At 66.7% G+C, this 19,339-nt stretch carries 18 protein-coding genes, 1 pseudogene and 1 riboswitch; of the genes and pseudogenes, 11 read left to right on the top strand and 8 right to left on the bottom strand.

All coding sequences use genetic code 11. The annotated features are described in order from the left end of the window. Positions 1–23 precede the first annotated feature (23 nt). Together ftsY and BLT75_RS02435 are read right to left on the bottom strand one after the other, a co-directional pair. Positions 24–1,205, bottom strand: a complete 1,182-nt coding sequence (gene ftsY / locus BLT75_RS02440) for a signal recognition particle-docking protein FtsY (RefSeq protein ID WP_093027403.1) — start codon at positions 1,203–1,205, stop codon at positions 24–26. 61 nt (positions 1,206–1,266) lie between these two features. Beyond that, positions 1,267–1,905 (bottom strand): lysoplasmalogenase family protein, encoded by a 639-nt coding sequence (locus BLT75_RS02435; RefSeq protein WP_245706328.1) that lies wholly within the window; start codon positions 1,903–1,905, stop codon positions 1,267–1,269. Positions 1,906–2,016: 111 nt separating this feature from the next. On the opposite strand from BLT75_RS02435, the gene BLT75_RS02430 reads away from it, so the two are divergent. Next, the gene (locus tag BLT75_RS02430) at positions 2,017–3,015 is read left to right on the top strand and encodes an alkane 1-monooxygenase (RefSeq protein ID WP_093027399.1); all 999 of its coding nucleotides are present in this window, start codon (positions 2,017–2,019) and stop codon (positions 3,013–3,015) included. A gap of 59 nt (positions 3,016–3,074) precedes the next feature. Further along, on the top strand, positions 3,075–3,440 hold the full coding sequence (locus BLT75_RS02425) for a hypothetical protein (RefSeq protein ID WP_425441109.1): 366 nt from the start codon (positions 3,075–3,077) through the stop codon (positions 3,438–3,440). Between the two features lie 92 nt (positions 3,441–3,532). Here BLT75_RS02425 and BLT75_RS02420 read toward each other — a convergent pair whose 3' ends face one another. Then, the gene (locus tag BLT75_RS02420) at positions 3,533–4,174 is read right to left on the bottom strand and encodes a glutathione S-transferase family protein (protein ID WP_093027395.1); all 642 of its coding nucleotides are present in this window, start codon (positions 4,172–4,174) and stop codon (positions 3,533–3,535) included. Continuing rightward, complete coding sequence (xseA, locus tag BLT75_RS02415) at positions 4,174–5,658, bottom strand: exodeoxyribonuclease VII large subunit (protein WP_093027394.1); 1,485 nt, start codon at positions 5,656–5,658, stop codon at positions 4,174–4,176. Before xseA ends, BLT75_RS02420 begins: the two co-directional genes overlap by 1 nt. A 292-nt stretch (positions 5,659–5,950) precedes the next feature. Here xseA and BLT75_RS02410 point away from each other — a divergent pair, with 292 nt between their 5' ends. The 4 genes from BLT75_RS02410 (at position 5,951) to BLT75_RS02395 (ending at position 11,401) form a co-directional block, all read left to right on the top strand. Continuing rightward, positions 5,951–7,714, top strand: a complete 1,764-nt coding sequence (locus tag BLT75_RS02410) for an adenylate/guanylate cyclase domain-containing protein (RefSeq protein WP_093027392.1) — start codon at positions 5,951–5,953, stop codon at positions 7,712–7,714. 116 nt (positions 7,715–7,830) lie between these two features. Next, complete coding sequence (locus tag BLT75_RS02405; RefSeq protein ID WP_093027391.1) at positions 7,831–9,135, top strand: ferredoxin reductase family protein; 1,305 nt, start codon at positions 7,831–7,833, stop codon at positions 9,133–9,135. 253 nt (positions 9,136–9,388) lie between these two features. Continuing rightward, positions 9,389–10,651 (top strand): phosphoribosylamine--glycine ligase, encoded by a 1,263-nt coding sequence (gene purD, locus BLT75_RS02400; RefSeq protein ID WP_093027389.1) that lies wholly within the window; start codon positions 9,389–9,391, stop codon positions 10,649–10,651. A 135-nt stretch (positions 10,652–10,786) separates the two neighbouring features. Beyond that, complete coding sequence (locus BLT75_RS02395) at positions 10,787–11,401, top strand: LuxR C-terminal-related transcriptional regulator (protein WP_093027387.1); 615 nt, start codon at positions 10,787–10,789, stop codon at positions 11,399–11,401. A 13-nt stretch (positions 11,402–11,414) separates the two neighbouring features. Here BLT75_RS02395 and BLT75_RS24285 read toward each other — a convergent pair whose 3' ends face one another. Together BLT75_RS24285 and BLT75_RS02385 are read right to left on the bottom strand one after the other, a co-directional pair. Then, positions 11,415–12,347, bottom strand: coding sequence for an FG-GAP repeat domain-containing protein (locus BLT75_RS24285; protein ID WP_245706326.1), 933 nt, complete (start codon positions 12,345–12,347; stop codon positions 11,415–11,417). Continuing rightward, positions 12,347–12,670, bottom strand: coding sequence for a 2Fe-2S iron-sulfur cluster-binding protein (locus tag BLT75_RS02385; RefSeq protein ID WP_093027385.1), 324 nt, complete (start codon positions 12,668–12,670; stop codon positions 12,347–12,349). The genes BLT75_RS24285 and BLT75_RS02385 overlap by 1 nt, the downstream gene beginning before the upstream one ends. Before the next feature lie 144 nt (positions 12,671–12,814). Here BLT75_RS02385 and BLT75_RS02380 point away from each other — a divergent pair, with 144 nt between their 5' ends. Both BLT75_RS02380 and BLT75_RS02375 read left to right on the top strand, forming a co-directional pair. Then, on the top strand, positions 12,815–13,240 hold the full coding sequence (locus BLT75_RS02380) for an OB-fold nucleic acid binding domain-containing protein (RefSeq protein ID WP_093027383.1): 426 nt from the start codon (positions 12,815–12,817) through the stop codon (positions 13,238–13,240). 33 nt (positions 13,241–13,273) lie between these two features. Continuing rightward, a complete protein-coding gene (locus BLT75_RS02375; protein WP_093027381.1) occupies positions 13,274–13,804 on the top strand; it encodes a peptidoglycan-binding domain-containing protein in 531 nt (176 codons plus the stop codon). Between the two features lie 151 nt (positions 13,805–13,955). On the opposite strand, the gene BLT75_RS02370 is transcribed toward BLT75_RS02375, so the two are convergent. Next, complete coding sequence (locus BLT75_RS02370; protein WP_093027379.1) at positions 13,956–14,654, bottom strand: glutathione S-transferase N-terminal domain-containing protein; 699 nt, start codon at positions 14,652–14,654, stop codon at positions 13,956–13,958. A 28-nt stretch (positions 14,655–14,682) separates the two neighbouring features. After that, positions 14,683–15,612, bottom strand: coding sequence for a lipase family protein (locus tag BLT75_RS02365; RefSeq protein ID WP_093027377.1), 930 nt, complete (start codon positions 15,610–15,612; stop codon positions 14,683–14,685). A gap of 144 nt (positions 15,613–15,756) precedes the next feature. Next, positions 15,757–15,834: riboswitch (SAM riboswitch) on the top strand. Positions 15,835–15,900: 66 nt separating this feature from the next. Here BLT75_RS02365 and metZ point away from each other — a divergent pair. The 3 genes and pseudogenes from metZ to BLT75_RS02350 all read left to right on the top strand — a co-directional run. Further along, on the top strand, positions 15,901–17,085 hold the full coding sequence (gene metZ / locus BLT75_RS02360) for an O-succinylhomoserine sulfhydrylase (RefSeq protein ID WP_093028128.1): 1,185 nt from the start codon (positions 15,901–15,903) through the stop codon (positions 17,083–17,085). Positions 17,086–17,527: 442 nt separating this feature from the next. Next, positions 17,528–18,631, top strand: coding sequence for a GTP cyclohydrolase FolE2 (folE2, locus tag BLT75_RS02355; RefSeq protein ID WP_093027375.1), 1,104 nt, complete (start codon positions 17,528–17,530; stop codon positions 18,629–18,631). Positions 18,632–18,911: 280 nt separating this feature from the next. Beyond that, positions 18,912–19,339: pseudogene (locus BLT75_RS02350) on the top strand (hypothetical protein); the annotation flags it as partial.

The following is a 19,339-nucleotide window of genomic DNA, read 5'->3' as shown; positions in this document are numbered from 1 at the left end:
GAGTATTTTGGAAAAGATGAAGATCAGGACCGGTCCAGCCCGGTCAGGGCGGCGGCGAAGTCCTTGGGGTCGAAGGGGGCAAGGTCGTCGATCTGCTCGCCGACGCCGATGGCGTGAATCGGCAGGCCGAACCGGTCGGCCAGAGAGACGAGGATGCCGCCCTTGGCGGTGCCGTCGAGCTTGGTCATCACGAGGCCGGAGACATCGGCGAGTTTCTGGAAGGTCTCGACCTGGCTGACCGCGTTCTGGCCGGTGGTGGCGTCGAGCACCAGGAGCGTGTTGTGGGGGGCGGTGTCGTCCTTCTTGCGGATGACGCGGACGATCTTGGCCAGTTCCTCCATCAGGTCGGCGCGGTTCTGCAACCGGCCCGCCGTGTCGATCAGCAGCAGGTCGGCGCCATCGGCCTGGGCGCGGGTCATGGCGTCGAAGGCGAGGCTGGCGGGGTCCGAGCCCTCGGGCGCGGTCAGAACCGGCACGCCGGCGCGGTCGCCCCAGACCTGGAGCTGTTCGACGGCGGCGGCGCGGAACGTGTCGCCGGCGGCGATCACCACCTTCTTGCCGGCGGACTTGAACTGGCTGGCGAGCTTGCCGATCGTGGTGGTCTTGCCCGAGCCGTTGACCCCCACCACCAGCACCACCTGGGGCCGCTTCGGATAGAGCGGCATCGGCCGCGCCACCGGCTCCATGATACGGGTGATCTCGGCCGCCAGCAGCGCCTTGATCTCGGCGCTCGAGAGTTTGCGGCCGATGCGGCCCTCGGCGATGTTGGAGGTGACCCGCAGGGCGGTGTCGACGCCCATGTCGGCGGCGATCAGCAGCTCTTCGAGCTGTTCCAGCATCTCGTCGTCCAGGGTGCGGCGCAGGACGGGACCGGGGCCGGGACGGCTGAAGAGGCGCCCCAGCAGACTCCGGCTGGCGCCGCTTTCCTCGGGCGCGGAAGGGGGCGGAATCGGGTCGGCGGGTTGCGGGGCTTCGGGCGGCACGGGCGCGGGGCCGGGGTCGGCCGGTTCGGGTTGCGGCACCTCGGGCCTGTCGGGCACTTCGGGAACCGGCTGGGGTTCGGGTTCGGGCTGCGGGATCACCGGGTCGGGCCGGGGGCTTGCCGGTTCTTCGACGCCGCCATCCTCGACGATCGCATCCAGTCCCTGTTCGATCTTCGAGGAAGATTTGAACAGCCGGTCCTTGAGTTTCGAGAAAAACGCCATGTCCGGGCCTCCGTTTGCGGTTTTATCTCACCTAATGCGGATTGGCGGCAGTTGCAAAGGGTCAGGTGAGCGCGATGGCGAACCCGGCCTGCGCGCCCCAGTAGAGCGGCCAGACCAGATAAGGTGTCAGGCGCAGGGCCAGGTGGTCGGGCGGCAGAAGGAATTTCTCGGTCGCGAGGATCAGGTCCGAGGCGATGAAGGCGGCCGCAGAAGGCAGAACCCAGGCCAGCGGCCCCGCCTGCGGCAGGGCCAGCGCGGACACCCCCATGCCGAGGATTATGGGGATGTAGCCAAGCACCGGCCCCTTGAGCGCGCCAGCGCGGGGGGCCAGCAGGGCGGCCATGACCAGCCCCAGAAGGGCCAGCCCCGCCAATGCGGGCCATTGCGCGGCGATTCGGGCCGGATCGCTGGCTGGATGGGTGAGAAACAGCGCGACATAGGCCAGGTGTCCGGCGGCGAACGCGCCGACGCCCGCCATGAACGTGGCTTCGGTCTCGCGCGACAGGAGCCAGTCGCCCAGCGCGCAGAGCGCCAGGGCCACAGCCAGCAGGGGCGGGCTACCGGCGGCCAGCGATGCGAGCGCCAGCAGCGCCACCGAGCCGGTCTTGACGAGGCTGCGGAGCGGGCTTGCTTGACGGGGTGTCAGGGGCAGGTAGGCCAGCGCGCAGGCGGCAGCCATCCAGAACAGGGCTAGGGGCAAGGCAGTCTCCGGTCTTTTTGACAGGTTGGCTTGCGCAGGCTGGAGCCGGCAAGGGATTTTCGCCGGTTTGACGCGATGTTAAGCAGGGTTCCGGGTGCATTTGGAGATCGCATGTATCGCTACATCCTTGCCAGCCTGTTGCCCTATGCCGTGCTGGGCGGGGCCTGTCTGACCGGAGGCGGCTGGGCCTGGGTGGCGCTGCTGTCGATGACCGTCTACGTCGCGGTGTTGGACAAGCTGCCGGTGCGGCCACTGCCGGCGGCCGACTGGGCGGGTGCGCGGGTGCTGCCCTGGGTATTGGCCCTGGCGCATTTCACGTTGCTGGCGCTGGCGATCCCCGTTTTGGCCCATGGTCCGCTGACCGGCGCGCAGGCGGTGGCGCTGGGGATCGCGGTGGCGCTGTGTTTCGGGCAGGTGTCGAACTCGAACGCGCATGAGCTGATCCACCGGGGCGACCGCTGGCAGCGCTGGCTGGGGGCGGCGATCTATACCAGCCTGCTGTTCGGGCACCATGTCTCGGCCCATATGCGGGTGCATCACATCTGGGTAGCCACCCCGCGCGATCCCAATTCGGCGCGGTTTGGCCAAGGGTTCTGGGTCTTCCTGCCACGCGCCTGGATCGGATCGTTCCGGGCCGGGCTGGCGGCGGAGCGCGCGCTCAGGCAGGGGCGGGGGGCGACACCCTATCGCGCCTATGTGCTGGGGGCGGGGGCAACCGTGGCGGCGGCCTGGCTGCTGGCGGGCGGGCGCGGCGTTGTGGTGCTGCTGCTGCTGGCGGGCTATGCGCAGATTCAGCTTCTGCTGGCAGATTACATCCAGCACTACGGGTTGCGGCGCGAAGCGCTGGCGGACGGTCGATATGAACCGGCCCGCGCACGTCATTCCTGGAACGCGCCGCACTGGTACAGTTCGGCGATGATGCTGAACGCGCCGCGCCATTCGGACCATCATCAGAACCCGACCCGCGATTTCGCGGCGCTGCGGCTGGACCCCGACATGCCGCAATGGCCCTATGCGATGCCGATCATGGCGGTGCTGGCGACGGTGCCGCCGCTGTGGCGGCGGGTGATGGACCCGCGGGTTCGCGACCTGGCCGGGAAGAGTGAGTAGCCCCCGGCACCCGGTTCTGCCACACTTGTCCCATGATGCGATGGGCCCTGATTCTTGCGATGGTGTCTTCGCCGGCCGTGGCGCAGCCCGTCATGTCGGCCGACGAGTTCGATCGCTATACGCAAGGCAAGACTCTGTTCTACGGGTTCGACGGCACCGCCTATGGCGTCGAGCGCTACCTGTCCGGACGCCGGGTGATCTGGTCCTTTCTCGACGGCGAGTGCAAGGAGGGGATCTGGTACGAACAGGCGGGCCAGATCTGTTTCGTCTACGAGGACAGGTATGACCCGCAATGCTGGGTGTTCCGCGATACCGGCCGGGGGCTGGTGGCGCAGTTCGAGGGGGACCCCACCCAGACCGAGCTCTACGAGGCGGAGGAGATCGGCGAGGAGATGATCTGCTACGGGCCGGATGTCGGGGTTTGACACGGGCCGGGCAGGGGGGCGCTGCCCCCATCGCCTGTGGCGATTCCCCCGGAGTATTTGCAGCGAAATGAAGGGGTTTCGGGCCGGCTGTTCTAGGTGACCCGAAGCTCGTCGTAGGGGACCATCACGTGCTGGCGGAAGGCAGGGCGCGCGCTGAGTTTCTGATAGTAGAGGCGCAGGTGCGGCAGCGGCGCGCGGGGGATGTCGATATCGTAGTAGCGGTAGAGGATATGGCCGAGCTGGATATCGGCAAGGGTGAAAGCGTCGCCCGCGAGATGCGCGTGGCGCGACAACTGGGCGTCTGCGATGGTGAGTTTCGCCTCCAGCTCCGCCAGGGCGCGGGCGACTGCAACGGGGTCCCGCCCGGCCCGGGCTGTGCGCACCACGCGCCAGAACACCGGTGCGGTAAAACCCATGGCGACGTTCAGCTTGGCCCACTCGGCCCATTGGTCGACGCGGGCGCGGCGGGTCGGGTCGGCGGGCCAGAAGCTGTCCTTGCCATAGCGGGCGGCGAGATAGCGCAGGATCGCTCCGGTTTCCCAGATCGGCGTGTCGGTGCCGTCCTGCAGCACGGGGATCGTGCGGTTGGGGTTGAGGCGTCCGAATTCGGGCGTCTCCAGCCCGCCGTACCGGTGCCCGGCATCATGACAGACATGGGGCAGGTTGAGTTCACCGACGCACCACATGAGCGCCTGTACGTTGGAGGAGGTCCTGCGGCCCCAGATCGTCAGCATCAGAAAAGCGAGCCTTGTTCGGGCGGGGTCTGTCTGGATCTGGCGGCGGGTTTTCCGGGCGTGGCGCCTGTGTCCAATGTGCCGTCGGCGAATTCGATCTGGAGTGCGGCGGCTTTTTCGGCCAGTTTTCGCGTGGTCAGCAGCGCGCCCGCCTCGTCGCGCACCACGGCGTAGCCGCGTGCCAGGGTCGCCTTGTAGCTGAGTTGGATACGCAGCCGGTCGGTGGCGTCAAGGCGCTGGCGCAGGCGGTCGATACGGGTTTTCTGGGCGCTGTCCAGCCGGTCCGAGAGGCGGGTCAAGCGGTCGCGCTGGGCCGCGATCTCGCGGTCGAGCGTGCGGGGCGAAAGCCGGGAACCGAGGTTGGCAAGCCGGTCGCGGCGGGCGGTGACCAGCGCCCGCAGGCTGGCGGGGCGCAGCGGTGCGGAGAGTTCGGCCAGCCGCAGGCGATGGCGTTGCACGCCCCGGGTCAGGGCCGCGGGCAGGCGTTCAGCGGCGCGGTCGAGCCGCTGGCGCGGGGTGTCGAGCAGGCTGTCGGGACGGGGCAGGGCGCGGGACAGGTCGCGCAGGCGCTGGGCGCGGCGCTGCACCGCATCGGTGGCCGCGCGTGACAGGCGTGCGCCCTGTTCGCCGGTCCAGGCGAGCAGTTCGAGGCGGACGGGGACGGCGATTTCGGCGGCGGCGGTGGGTGTGGGGGCGCGCCGGTCGGACACATGGTCGATCAGCGTGGTGTCGGTCTCGTGCCCAACGGCGGAAATGAGCGGGATCTGGCTGGCCGCCGCGGCGCGGGCGACGATTTCCTCGTTGAAGCCCCACAGATCCTCGATCGAACCGCCGCCGCGCGCCACGATCAGCAGGTCGGGCCGGGGCAGCGCGCCGCCGGGGGTGAGCCGGTTGAACCCTTCGATGGCGCGGGCCACCTCGGGGGCGCAGGCGGCGCCCTGCACGGCGACCGGCCAGATCAGCACCTTGCGCGGGAAGCGTTCGCGCAGCCGGTGCAGGATATCGCGGATCACTGCCCCCTGCGGCGAGGTGATCACCCCGATGACCTGCGGCAGATAGGGCAGGGGCCGCTTGCGCTCGGGCGCAAAAAGACCTTCGGATTCAAGCTGTTTCTTGCGTTTCTCCAACAGCGCCATCAGCGCGCCCTGGCCCGCGACCGCGACCTCGTCGACGTTGAGATTGTATTTGGACTGGGCGCCGAAGACGGTCAGGCGGCCGGTCACCACCACCTCGAGCCCCTCTTCGGGCGTCACTGAGAGGCTGGACACCTGGCCCTTCCAGGTGGTGCAGGACAGCACGTTGCGGTCGTCCTTGATGTCGTAATAGAGATGCCCCGAGCGGGCCTGGAACACGCGCCCCACCTCGCCGCGCACACGGATGCGGCCAAAGCTGCCCTCAAGCGTGCGCTTCACCTCGCCCGAGATCTCGGAGACGGTGAATTCGGGCATGTTCTGGCCCGGTTTGGGGTCGTCGATGAGGTCCATGTCAGCATCCTGATTTGCCTGTCCCGCCAGACTAGACGGGCTGGCGACGAAGGCCAAGCGGATCGCGCGGGAAGAGCATTGACCGTTTTGTAGGGGCGGTCAGAGGCGGTTTGGCCGGTTTGTACCGGGGATGGACTGGTTTGCAGCCGTTCGCGAGTGCGTGACCGGGCGCGACGAGGCTGGGCGGGCGCGAGACGCTTCGCGCCTTGTGGAATGGGGCTTTCAATGCGAAGGCTGTCACAGCTAACATTCGGCAGGGATTCATCACTCGTTCGGCAATGAAGGTGAAGCGGTGGCGCGTCGGCTTGCAGCAATCCTGGCTGCCGACATGGTCGGCTATTCGCGGCTCATGGCGGCCGACGAGGTCGGGACCATTGCGCGCCTGAAGGACCTGCGCCGGGAGATTTTCGACCCGGAGGTCGCCCGGGCCGGAGGCGAGATCGTCAAGCTGACCGGCGACGGCATGCTGGTGCTGTTTGGCAGCGTCGTGAACGCGGTCGAGGCGGCGGCGGCGATACAGAGGACCATCGCCAGCACCGAAACCGGTGCCCCGGACCGGCGCATCCGCTATCGCATCGGCATACATGTCGGGGATGTCGTCGTCGATGAGGGCGAGATTTACGGTGACGGGGTCAACATCGCGGCGCGTCTCGAAGCTCAAGCAGAGCCAGGCGGTGTCGTCGTGTCGCTGGATGCCTGCAAGCAGGTGCGCGGCAAGACGGCGCTTGTCTTTGTGGACCTGGGCGAGCTTGCATTGAAGAACATACCGGACCCGGTGCGCGCCTTCGGGATCGACCTTGGGGGAACGGTGCCGCGTTGGTCCGTACCGGCGGCCCGGCAGGGCGACGCGAAACCTTCGATCGCGGTTCTGCCTTTTCAGAACATGTCCGCCGACCCGGAGCAGGAATATTTCTGCGACGGGGTCTGCGAGGATATCATCACCGAGCTTTCGCGGTTTCCCGACCTGCTCGTCATCGCCCGCAATTCCTCGTTCTCGTTCAAGGGCCGGTCTGTCACCCATCGCGAGGTCGCGCGCGAACTGGGAGTGCGATACATGCTGGAAGGGAGCCTGCGCCGCGCCGCCAGGCGCATGCGCATCACCGCCCAGCTGATCGATTGCGAAACCGGCGCCCATGTCTGGGCCGAGCGTTACGACCGCGATATCGAGGATGTTTTCGATCTACAGGACGAAATCACCAGCAGCGTGGTGGGTGCGATCGCACCGCAGATCAACAAGGCAGAGCTGGAGCGCGCGGGGCGCACACGCGATCTGGATTTCAGTTCCTACGATCTTGCCCTGAAGGCGCAGGCGATGTTCCAGGCGGGCGCGTTCGCGGACAGCACGGGCCACGACAAGGTGCTGGAGATTGCCCGGCGGGCGCTGGAGCTTGATCCGCGGAACACGCACGCGCTGTGGATCCGGGCCTATGTTTATACGATCCGGTATCTGTATCAGTTCGATGATGACCCCGGTCAAACGCTGGACCTGGCCGAGGCCGCCGCGGAACGGCTGTTCGGGACCGACAGGTCCGATCCGCGCGCCCTGACGGTGCGGGGCATGATCCGCCATTTCCGGAATGACTTCGACGCGGCCACCGCCGATTTCCGGCGCGCGTTCGACCTCAATCCGAACTTTGCGCTGAACATCTTTCTCATGGCCTGGCATGAATCGCTGGTGGGCCGGACCGAAGAGGCGAGGGAACATGCGCTTCTGGCCCTGCGCCTGTCGCCCCGGGATGCCGATATCTGGGTCGGCGATGCCTATCTGGCGTTGTCCCAGGCCTGTTTCGCGGAACGCGATTTCGACGCGGCTTGGCGCTGGGGCGAACGGGCCATCGAGATGACGCCACGCGCCCCGATCCGGCGCGCCCTGATGATCGCGGCGGCGGCTCATCTGGGTAGGCCGGAACAGGCGCGGCCCCATGCCGAGGCGCTGGCCGGTTTCGCGCCTGCCTTTCTTGACAGTATCGTTTCGGGCCGTCTGACGCTCTACCGCCTTCGCGAACACAATGCGCTGCTGGTGGATGGTCTGAAGAAATCCGGTTCATTCTCCTAGGCCTGCGGCGACGGCCTCGACCCCGGTCAGAGGGCGCGGGATGGCTTTGTCTTTCCTGACCAGGGAGAACATGCCAACGTGAACCCTGATGAACTGATGCCGAACAGGATGAGACCGTGAAGCCTGCCCTATTGATCATTCTGTATGTCGCAACGGTCACACTGCCTCTGTGCGTGTCCTGGTTGCTGGCAGGCGAGCCCCGGTCCTGGCACCAGGAACTGGCCTCGGGCTTTGGTATCCTTGCCTATTCGATATTGCTGGCAGAGTTCGTTCTGTCCGGCCGGTTCAAGAGCATCGCGAACACGGTCGGCATGGACGTGACCATGCGATTTCACCAGCTCATGGCGCGCACGGCGCTGGTTCTCGCGCTGTTGCACCCGCTTCTCTACCTGGGAACACCCGCTGGCGGGCAGCGACCATGGGACCCGACGCGCCAGTTGACCGTCACGACCGACTTTGCCAGCCTGGCCTCCGGTATTGGCGCCTATCTGCTGCTCGCTGCTCTCGTGGTTCTCGCGATGGGCCGGTCGCAGCTCGACTTCCGCTATGAAACCTGGCGCCTGATGCATGGGGTGGGTGCGCTGCTGATTGCCGCCCTTCTGTGGCATCATACCGTTTCCGCAGGGCGATACGGATCGCAACCGCCGCTGTCCTGGCTATGGCTGGCGATGACCGTGGCGGCGGCAGGCTTGCTTGTCTACGTGTACGTGCTGGTCCCGTTGCGGTCCATGTCGCATCGCTGGCGTGTCTCGTCCGTCCGTCAACTGACGCCCCGGCAATGGGAACTGACCCTGAAGCCGGAGGGGCATCAGGGGCTCGACTACAAGGCTGGCCAGTTCGTCTGGCTGAATGTCGGCCACAGCACGTTCACGCTGAATGAGAACCCGTTCTCGATCTGCTCGGCGCCCGCCGGCGGGCCGGAGATCTCGTTCATGATCAAGGAGCTTGGGGATTTCACCCGGACCATCGGGCAAACGCGGCCCGGCACCATCGCCCATGTCGACGGTCCCTATGGCAGCCTGGCGGTGGAGGGCCGGCGGGAGCCGGGTATCGCCCTGATCGCCGGCGGGGTCGGGATCGCACCCTTGCTGGGCATCCTGAGACAGCTCCGGCTTGCCGGCGATCCGCGCAAGGTCAGGATCGTCTACGGGAATCGGCGTGAGGACCAGATTGCCTGGCAGGAGGAACTGGACGCCGAGGACGCGATATTCGTCCTGTCGGAACCCCCGGAGCAATGGCATGGTGAAACCGGATGGATCGACGGGGGGGTGCTGGATCGTCACTTCGGTCCGGAAGAACTGAAAGACTGGCTTTTCGTGCTGTGCGGTCCCGCGGCCATGCTGAGTGCCGTCGAGGATCACCTGATCGCCCGAGGCGTGGCCGGGCATCGCATCCTGACGGAGCGTTTCGAATATGACTGACCGGACCAAGAATTTCAGCAGCCGCAGGCGGCTGATCCTGGTGTACTGGGGTGTCAATATCGTTCTGGGCCTGGCTGTTCTGGCCTTTGTCCTGCGCTGACTCCCGGGACCTGCGCGCGGTTGCCGACCGGGGGCGCCCGGCCGGTTCCATGCCGCGGGGCGAGGCGGGTGCGCGGGGTGTGACGGTGACGCCCTTGCAGGGGGCAGGCCGGGGCGGTAGACCGCGCGCGACGGCAATGCGTGGGAGAACCCGATGAACATCCTCATTCTCGGCAGCGGCGGGCGCGAACATGCGCTGGCCTGGGCGGTGATGCAGAACCCGAAATGCGACAAGCTGATCGTGGCGCCGGGGAACGCGGGGATCGCGCAGATCGCGGAATGTGCCGATCTCGACATCATGAATGGCGGGCTGGTGGCGACATTCGCCGAGGAGAATGCCATCGACTTCGTCATCGTGGGCCCCGAGGCGCCTTTGGCGGCGGGCGTGGCGGACCGGCTGCGCGAGGCAGGTGTGCTGGTGTTCGGTCCCTCGGCGGCGGCGGCGCGGCTGGAGGCCTCGAAAAGCTTTACCAAGGAGATCTGCGACGCGGCGGGGGCGCCCACGGCGGGATATGCGCGGTTCACCGAGGCCGGACCCGCGAAGGAATATATTCGTGCCCAAGGTGCGCCTATCGTGATCAAGGCCGACGGGCTGGCCGCCGGCAAGGGCGTGATCGTGGCGATGGACGAGGAAACCGCGCTGGCGGCGATCGACGACATGCTGGGCGGCGCCTTTGGCGATGCCGGCGCGGAAGTGGTGATCGAGGAATTCATGGAGGGCGAGGAAGCCTCGCTCTTCGTGCTGGTGGATGGCGAGGACGTGCTGCCGATCGGGTCGGCGCAGGACCACAAGCGGGTGGGCGAAGGCGATACCGGTCCGAATACCGGCGGCATGGGCGCCTATTCGCCCGCGCCGGTGCTGAGCGCCGAGGTCGAGGCGCGCGCGATGGACGAGATCGTGCGCCCCACCATGGCCGAGATGGCGCGGCGCGGCATGCCGTTCCAGGGTGTGCTGTATGCCGGGCTGATGATCCGGGACGGCGCGCCACGGCTGGTGGAATACAACGTCCGCTTCGGCGATCCGGAATGCCAGGTGCTGATGATGCGGCTGGGCGCGCAGGCGATGGACCTGATGCATGCGGCCGCCGAAGGGCGGCTGGCCGAGGCGCAGGTGAACTGGTCGGACGATCACGCGATCACGGTGGTGATGGCGGCCAACGGCTATCCCGGCGCCTATGAGAAGGGCACCGAGATCCGGGGGCTCGACGCGCTGCCCGAGGACAGCCGCAACATGGTTTTCCATGCGGGAACCGCGATGCGCGAGGGGGCGGTCGTGGCCACTGGCGGTCGGGTGCTGAACGTCACCGCGCGTGGCGATACCCTGCGCGAGGCGCGCGACCGGGTCTATGCCATGGTCGAGGCGATCGACTGGCCGGGCGGGTTCTGCCGCGGCGATATCGGCTGGCGCGCGCTCTGAGCGCGGCAGGGGGCTCTGCCCCCGTCGCCCGCAGGGCGACTCCCCCGGAGTATTTCGGACCAGAAAGAAGCCGCAGGCGGGGCGCTTTTCTTTTGCCGGGGATGCAACGTATGATTCCGGGCGAGGAGAGGGAAGATGCCGGGACCGATCGACAAGGACGTGCTGGACGAGGCCTATGCCACGCGCGATCTGCGCGGGCTGGCCTTTGACTGGGTGCCTGTGGGCATCGTGGTGACCGAAGCGCGGGTGATCCGCGAGGTCAATTACCGGTTCTGTTCGATGTTCGGATACGAGCGCCAGGAGTTGCTGGACCGCTTGTTCGTGTTTCTCTACCCCTCGGACGAGGAATTCCAGAATATCCTGCACCGGGGCGACAAGGAGCTGGGCGAGGGGAACCTGTATTGGGACGAGCGGGTGATGCGGCGTCGCGACGGCGAGCTGTTCTGGTGCCGGGTGCGGGGCCAGACCTTTACCCCCGAGGATCCGCTGGGCCGCGCGGTCTGGACCTTTGCCGACCTGTCGGAGATCCGCCGCTATCAGCCGCTGAGCCGGCGCGAGCGCGAGGTCTATTCGCTTTTGGGTGAGGGCATGACCAGCAAGGAGATCGCGCGCGAACTGGAGCTGAGCTATCGCACGGTCGAGGTGCACCGGGCGCGGCTGTTGAAGAAGTTCGGGGTCAGCAATACCGCCGCGCTGTTCCAGTCGCTGGGCGATATCGAGGGGCAGCATATCGTGCGCTCGGGGCCCTAGAGGCGGCGGGCGGTCAGGGGATCTGGCAGGCCAGCGTCGCGGCCATCGCCTCTGGGCTGAAGGCGGCAAGCGGCTCGACCTGCCACCCGTTCGCGTGACGGACGCGTAACACTTGGCCCCAGTCACCGCTGGCCAGCACCAGTTCGGGCCCGGTGCCGCAGTCGCGGAGGCCGCCGGTGATGTATTCCTCGCCGATCCGGTGGTTGCTGAGGCCGGGCAGGGCGGCGATCTCGGTCAGGGACCCGTCGCGGTAGCGCCAGATGCGCAGGGTCTTGGCCAGGTGCGGGCGGTCGACATAGGCGATCTCCATATGCCCGTCGCCGTCGAGATCGGCGGCACCCAGCACCGCCAGCCAGCGGTTGCGGGTGCCGATGGGGGGCGTCGCGGCCAAGAGGCGGGCGCGGCGGTCGTAGACCTCGAGCCGCGCGCCATCGGTCACCGTGCTGCGCACCGCGATCACCTCGGGCATTCCGTCGCCGTCGAGATCGGCCAGATGCGGGGCGATGTCCTCGAAGACATGGCCGGCGGGCAGGCTGGCCTCGGCGGGGCAGGTGATGCGGGGATCGCCGGGACGGCTGACGTGGATGGTCAGCGCCTTGGCGTCGCGGAGCGCCCCCAGCACGCCATGGCCATATTCGTCTGTTTCCACGACATAGGCGGCATGGAGGCGCAACTCGTTATCGCGCGGGGCCCAGGCTTCGTGCCGGCCGGCGGCGGTGCGGTTGGAGAAGGCGGCCTCGGCGGCGCGGCCGGGCAGGCCGCGTTCGGGATGGCGGGCCTCGCAGGCGGCGGCCGCCTGCCCGGCCAGCCACAGGCACAGGGCAAGCCCTGCGCCGCGGGCCAGCGCGGGCCACGGGAGCGACGGCGGGCGCGGCGCCCTGCCGGACAGTTGCGCAATGGCGGAAGGCAAACCGGTTTCCGGTCCTCCGCGCATTGCCCGAACCATCAGATCTGCTTTTCGGGCATCTGCACCACAAGGCCGTCAAGCGCGTCGGTGACCTTGAGCTGGCAGGTCAGGCGCGAGCGGGCCGGGTCGGGCTCGTAGGCGAAATCGAGCATGTCCTCTTCCATGTCATCCTTGGCGGGCAGTTTCTCGACCCAGTCGGGATGCACATAGACATGGCAGGTCGAACAGGCGCAGGCGCCGCCGCAATCGGCCTCGATGCCGGGGATGTTGTTGTCGCGCGCGCCTTCCATCACGGTCAGGCCGTTGGCGACCTCGACGGTATGTTCGGTGCCGTTGTGCTCGATATAGGTGATCCTTGCCATCGCTCGGGTATTCCTCTGTGACGTTCCGCAAACTCCTTAGACAAGCCATCTAGGGCATGCCAGCCTCATTTGCGACCCCTTGCGGCGACTCTGGACTTTCTGCTTGAATGTTCTATTTTTGTTCCTGATTCGTGGGTGAGGGAAATGCAGAGGATTCCCCTGTCAGACCATCGGCCGGTTCCCGTATCGCGGCACTCCGGCCCCGCCTGGCCGCGCCCGCCGGCCTGCCTGCGCGCCTGCGACCTGGGTCTGCCGCCCGAGGGCGCACGGGTCGCGGTGGCGGGGCTGGTGATCCTGCGGCAGCGGCCGGGCACCGCCAAGGGAGTGATCTTTGTCACGCTCGAGGACGAGACCGGGGTGGTCAACGTGATCGTCTGGCGCAAGATCTACGAGCGGTTCCGCCGGGCGGTGATCGCGGGGCGGATGCTGCGGGTGACGGGGCGGATGCAGCGGGCGCATTCGGTTACCCATGTGATTGCCGAGAAGATCGAGGATATCTCGGACATGCTCGATCTGCTGGTCCGTCCGGAGACGGGGGCGGGCTTTGCGCCGGGGGCGGAAATGCGCTAGAGTGCCGGCCAAACGCCCTTCAGAGGCCCGAGCATGATCCGAGTTTTCCGCGTTGCCTGCGCATTTGCGCTTGCCGGTCTGGCCGCCTGTTCGGGGGCCTTGCCGGATGTCGAGGCGCTGGCCGAACCCGAGGTCAGCCGGTTCACTGCGGTGGCCCCGCCAGGGGCGGCGCCGGGGACCTGCTGGGGCAAGCATGTGACGCCGGCGGTCATCGAGACAGTCACCCACCAGGTGCTGATGCAGCCGGCCGAGGTGCACTCGGACGGCCGCGTGCTGCGCCCGGCAATCTACAAGACCGAGACCCGGCAGGCGATCGTGCGCGAGCGCAAGGAGACCTGGTTCGAAACCCCCTGCCAGCAGGACATGACGCCGGATTTCATCGCCTCGGTCCAGCGGGCGCTGGCCGCGCGCGGGATGTACCGGGGTTCAGTGAGCGGCGAGATGGACAGCCGCACCCGGGCCGCCATCCGCCGCTATCAGAAGCCGCAGGGGCTGGACAGCGGTATCCTGTCGCTGGCCGCCGCGCGCAAGCTGGGGCTGGTGTCGGTGCGGGTCGAAGGGTAGCGGGTGCCGAAGCAACATAAGGGAAGTTTCAGGCGCCACTCCGACCGAACAAGCGGACGATGAAGGTGTACTGGGCGCTGCCGCCGTCGCCCGAGGGGCGACACCCCCGGAGTATATTCGAAAAGATGAAGCTGCGGGTCCGGCGGGTGTGTCAGCGCCGGAACAGCAGGTTCTGGGCCTGTTTGTCGCGGTGGTCGGCGCGCAGATCGTTCCTCAGGCCGCGGCCCTCTTGCACCGCGGGGCGGGCGCCGACGGTGTCGAGCCAGCGCGCGAAATGCGGCTTGTCGTCAAGGGTTTGCTGCTGACCCTTCCACAGCGAAGCCCAGGGCCAGATCGCCATGTCGGCGATGGAGTAGAAATCGCCCGCGACATATTGGTTTGCGGCCAGCCGCCGGTCGAGTACGCCGTAGAGCCGCGCCACCTCGCTGCGGTAGCGGTCCTTGGCATAGGGCAGGTCCTGCGGCGGGTCGAGCTGGGGGGCGTATTTCAGGGAGTGATGCGCTTGGCCCGCCATCGGGCCGACGCCGCCCATCTGCCACATCAGCCATTGTTCGACCGCGATCCGCTCGCGTTCGGTCCGGCCGTGGAAGCGGCCGGTCTTGCGGGCGAGATACATCAGGATGGCGCCGCTTTCGAACACCGAGATGGGCGCGCCGTCTGGTCCGTCGGGGTCGATGATGGCGGGCATCCTGTTGTTGGGGGCGATGTTCAGGAACGCGGGGTCAAACTGGTCGCCCTTGCCGATGTTCACCAGGTGCAGGGTGTAGGGCAGGCCCATTTCGGCCAGGGCGATGGAAATCTTCCAGCCGTTCGGGGTCGGCCAGTAGTAAAGCTCGATGGGCTGGCTCATGTGTTCTCCGCGCTGGTGGCGCAGAGGATCATGAGGCATTCGGCGCAAAGGGCAAGTCCGTCCGGGCCGGGGACCATGCGCGGATCCGTGACCAGCGTGGCGCGGGTTGCGCGGGCAGGCCATGGCGCAGCAATTCCAGCGTCAGGTGCTGCGGTTGGCGCAGGAGGTGACGATAGAGGTTCAGCGCGCCGGGGCGCATGTAGCCCGACCAGTGGCAGACCCGGTGCTGCGGTGGCGAGACCGGAAGACCCAGGCGGGCAAGGTGGTGCAGCGTGTCGGAGCAGTCGAGTTGAAGCGTCACCGCATTGGCCAGGTCGAGCCCGGCGCCGATCGTGCGGTCGCTTGGGCGCGGCGGGGCGACAACCCGTTCATAGAGCCAGTCGAACAGGTCGTTCTCGCGGCTGGTGACATTGATGAATTCCACCGCCTGTCCGGCGGGGGTGTGGAGCGCCTCTTGCGCGCGTCCGCAATAGACCGCACCGGACACCGAGATGATCCGGCGCAGCGCGCCGGGCGGCAGCAGGTGCAGCGCCTCGAGCGCCAGTTCCACACCCATGGAATGACCGATGAAATGGATCGGTCGGTCGGGCCGCATCCGGTGCAATCCCTCTACAAGCCTGGCCAGCGCCTGTCCGGCGCGGACGGCCCGGCTGCGGGCCTGCCAGAGCGCGCCGCGTCCGTCCCAACCCAGCGCGATGGCGAGTCCCCCGTCGCCCTCGACCGTGCCGAACCCCAGTTCGCGCGGCCAGCTGGGGGCCAGCCAGGGCAGCGCCTCGGGCTCCATCGACAGGATGTGCCGGTGCGGGCAGGACTGCGGGTGACCGGGCCGGTACTTGAAGCCGTGCGTCATCACGATGACCGGCCCATCGACCCGGCGGGCTGTCTCCAGCACCGAAGCCAGTGGCCGCATTGTTCCGTGCAGATGCAAGGCATCCTGCTTTACGTTGATCCTGATCATTGGCATCCGCTTGCCCCACACACAAGATTTTGTGGCTTTGCCCTGACACAAGCCTATGACGGTCCGATGAAGCGAAGATTACGCCTGTGTGACGGTCCCGTTGCGGGGCTTGACGGCAAAAGGCGCGGGGCGTAAATCCGCAAGCAGGGACCACGTGGCGATTTGTTACCGGATTGCGGGCCACGCTAAACATCTCCGCTAAAAGGTCAGGATGAAAGACCCCCTTTCGCTTGACCGCGATTGGGGTTTTTCTTTGCCCTTCTGGTTCCGGGGCCGAAAGGAACGGATATGAGCACGGATTGGAGCAAGCGCACACAGGCGGTCCATGGCGGCACCCGCCGCAGCCAATGGGGCGAGGTGAGCGAGGCGATCTTTCTGACGCAGGGGTTTGTCTACGAGACTGCCGAACAGGCCGAGGCGCGGTTCATCGAATGCGGACCGGACGAGTTCATCTATGCCCGCTATGGCAACCCGACGGTGGCAATGTTCGAAGAGCGTATCGCCGCGCTGGAAGGCGGCGAGGACGCATTCGCCACTGCGTCGGGCATGGCGGCCGTCAACGGTGCGCTGGTGTCGATGCTGAAGGCGGGCGATCACGTGGTTTCGGCCAAGGCGCTCTTTGGCTCGTGCCTCTACATCCTTGAGAATATACTGACCCGCTATGGGGTCGAGGTGACATTTGTCGATGGCACCGATCTGGAGCAATGGCGCGCGGCAGTGCGGCCCGGCACCAAGGCGGTGTTCTTCGAGAGCATGTCGAACCCGACTCTGGAGGTGATCGACATTGCCGCCGTGGCGGAGATCGCCCATGCGGTGGGGGCCACGGTCGTCGTTGACAACGTGTTCTCGACCCCGGTGTTTTCGCGCGCCATCCAGCAGGGCGCCGATGTGGTGGTCTATTCCGCAACCAAGCATATCGACGGGCAGGGCCGCGCGCTGGGCGGGGTGATCATCGGCAGCCGCGAGTTCATCCGGGGCACGGTGGAACCCTATCTGAAACATACCGGCGGTGCGCTGAGCCCGTTCAACGCCTGGATCATGCTCAAGGGGATCGAGACCATGGCGCCGCGGGTCAACGCGCAGGCCGAGACGGCGCAGCGGCTGGCCGAAGCGCTGGAGGGGCATCCCAAGCTGGCGCGCACATTGTATCCGGGGCTGAAGAGCCACGGGCAGAACGCGCTGGTGCAGACCCAGCTGGGCGGCAAGGGTGGCACGGTTCTGTCGCTCGACATCAAGGGCGGCAAGGCGGCGGCGTTCCGCTTCCTGAACGCGCTGACGATCCCGGTGATTTCAAACAACCTTGGCGACGCGAAATCCATCGCCACCCATCCGGCGACGACCACGCATCAGCGGCTGAGCGAGGAACAGCGCACAGCGCTGGGGATCACGCCGGGGCTGATCCGGTTCTCGGTGGGTTTGGAGGATGCGGACGACCTGCTGGCGGATTTGCAACAGGCGCTGGAGCAGGCCTGAACCCTGGTCGCGCGGCCGGGCCCATCGCGACGAGGGTTTCCGGCTCTGTCCGGCTGCCTTTGCCGTGTTCCGTCCAGGTACTCTTGTGCCTGTTCGGTGCGCCCGCCGGGCGAGATTGCACATTGCTCAGACGAGTGTCGCAAAGGCTTCGGCAGCGTCACGAGGCGGTCCAGCGGGTAACGGTTGAGGATGTCGTGCAACCGCGATGTCCTGTCGGGGTTCGTGCCGAGACCGTCAGCCGTTGCACCCGCCGACAGGGAAATCGGCCATCTGTCAGCGGCGCCAGGCTTTGCCGGGTTCTGCCGGCCGCCGGTTTTCGACCCTGATCCGGTCGAATCGGCCAGAAAAACTCATCCATGGTGCTATGTTGAGCGTAACAGGGTGGATTGGAACCCTGCGAGGTCTCATATATGGACTACGCGATCAACCGAGGAAGCACGGCATGAACATTCACCCTCGCGATGTGAACACCACCCCGGACCGGGAAGAGGCCGAGGCGGCGCTGGACGTGCTGCGGCGTTGGGCGGCCAAGGCCAGCTCGACCGAGATCAGCTTGCTTGATCCGGCGGTGGCCCGGTTGCTGCCGGGTTCCGTGCCGTCGAACTATCCCGACCTGTCGCGCCGCTATCCGGCGGATTTCGTGGCCGACGAAGCCTATCGGAGCACGCTGCCCGATCTGCAAAACGGCCCGGCCAGCCTGATCCGGGGCGCGAAGCAGCAGATCCAGCATGTGGGCATCTCGAATTTTCGCCTGCCGATCCGGTTTCACCGCAAGAGCGGTGACGACCTGACGCTGGAAACCTCGGTGACCGGCACGGTGAGCCTCGATGCCGAGAAGAAGGGCATCAACATGTCCCGCATCATGCGGTCGTTCTACAAGCATGCCGAGCGCACCTTCAGTTTCGAGGTGATGGAAGCGGCGCTGGACGATTACATGACCGATCTCGACACGTTCGACGCGCGTATCCAGATGCGGTTTTCCTATCCCGACAAGGTGTGCAGCCTGCGCTCGGGGCTGGAGGGATACCAGTATTACGACATCGCGCTGGAGCTGGTCGAAAAGGACGGCGAGCGGCTGAAGATCATGCATCTCGACTATGTCTATTCCTCGACCTGCCCCTGTTCGCTGGAGTTGAGCGAACATGCGCGCTCGGCCCGTGGCCAGCTGGCCACGCCGCATTCGCAGCGGTCTGTGGCGCGGATTTCGGTGGTGGTCGATTGCAATGCCGATTGCCTGTGGTTCGAGGATCTGATCGCGCTTTGCCGCCGGGCGGTGCCGACCGAGACGCAAGTGATGGTCAAGCGCGAGGACGAACAGGCGTTCGCCGAACTGAACGCCGCCAACCCGATCTTTGTCGAGGATGCGGCGCGTCTGTTCTGTGCCGAGTTGCAGGCTGATCATCATGTCGGCGATTTCCGGGTGATCGCGAGCCATCAGGAAAGCCTGCACAGCCACGATGCGGTGTCGATTCTGACCGAGGGCCCGACCTTTGCTTCGGCCAGCCTGGACCCGCGTCTGTTCGGCACGCTGTTCCACGTGGGCTGAACCGGTGTCGCGGCAAACGCGAGCAGATCATTGGTAGCCCTGGCCTGTCGGCGCATTATTGCCGCATCGCAGCATTTTTCTGCGGCGACGAAATAAATTGGTCCTATACTGGTCCCGAGCAAAGATTCGGTAACCGGCGGCGCTGGCCGTGGCCGGGCAGGAAAGGGATCGGTGGAATGGCGCGCGGCGTACCATCTCTGAACCAATCCGACCGGGGCAGGCCCTGTGTCGCCCGGCGTCTTCGCTCGGCGCTTTTTCCCGATTTTTCCGGAGTGATACCATGATGATCTCGATTCTCTCCCCGCTGCATGCTCAGGCCGCCGTGATGCGCGCGCTGGGCTATGCAGTCAGCAACCAGTTGCGTATTGCCCAGATTTTCGCGCGTTCGGCTTACAATGCGCCTATGGCGCAGGTTCATGCTTTGCAGGCCGCGGCCTCGCTGCCGTCGGAGGTGACGCGGGCCTTTGTCGCGGTGCGTGCGGCGGACGCTCCGACCCGGGTCAAGACGCGGGCTGTCGCGGCGGTGAGCCCGGTTGAGCCCGAAGCAGCGGTTCCGGTTGTAGAAGCGAAGGACATAACGCCGGTCGCCGCGCCCAAGGCGGAAAAACCCGCTGCTGCCGTGGTGGCGGACGTGCCGGTTGCCGCCGCGCCCAAGGCGGAAAAGCCTGCGGCTGCCGTGGTGGCGGACGTGCCGGTTGCCGCCGCGCC

The sequence above is a fragment of the Ruegeria marina genome (assembly GCF_900101475.1).
Classification (GTDB): Bacteria; Pseudomonadota; Alphaproteobacteria; order Rhodobacterales; family Rhodobacteraceae; genus Ruegeria_B; species Ruegeria_B marina.
The sequence above is the reverse complement of the archived record's forward strand: the minus strand, read 5'-3'. Positions and strand labels throughout refer to the sequence as shown.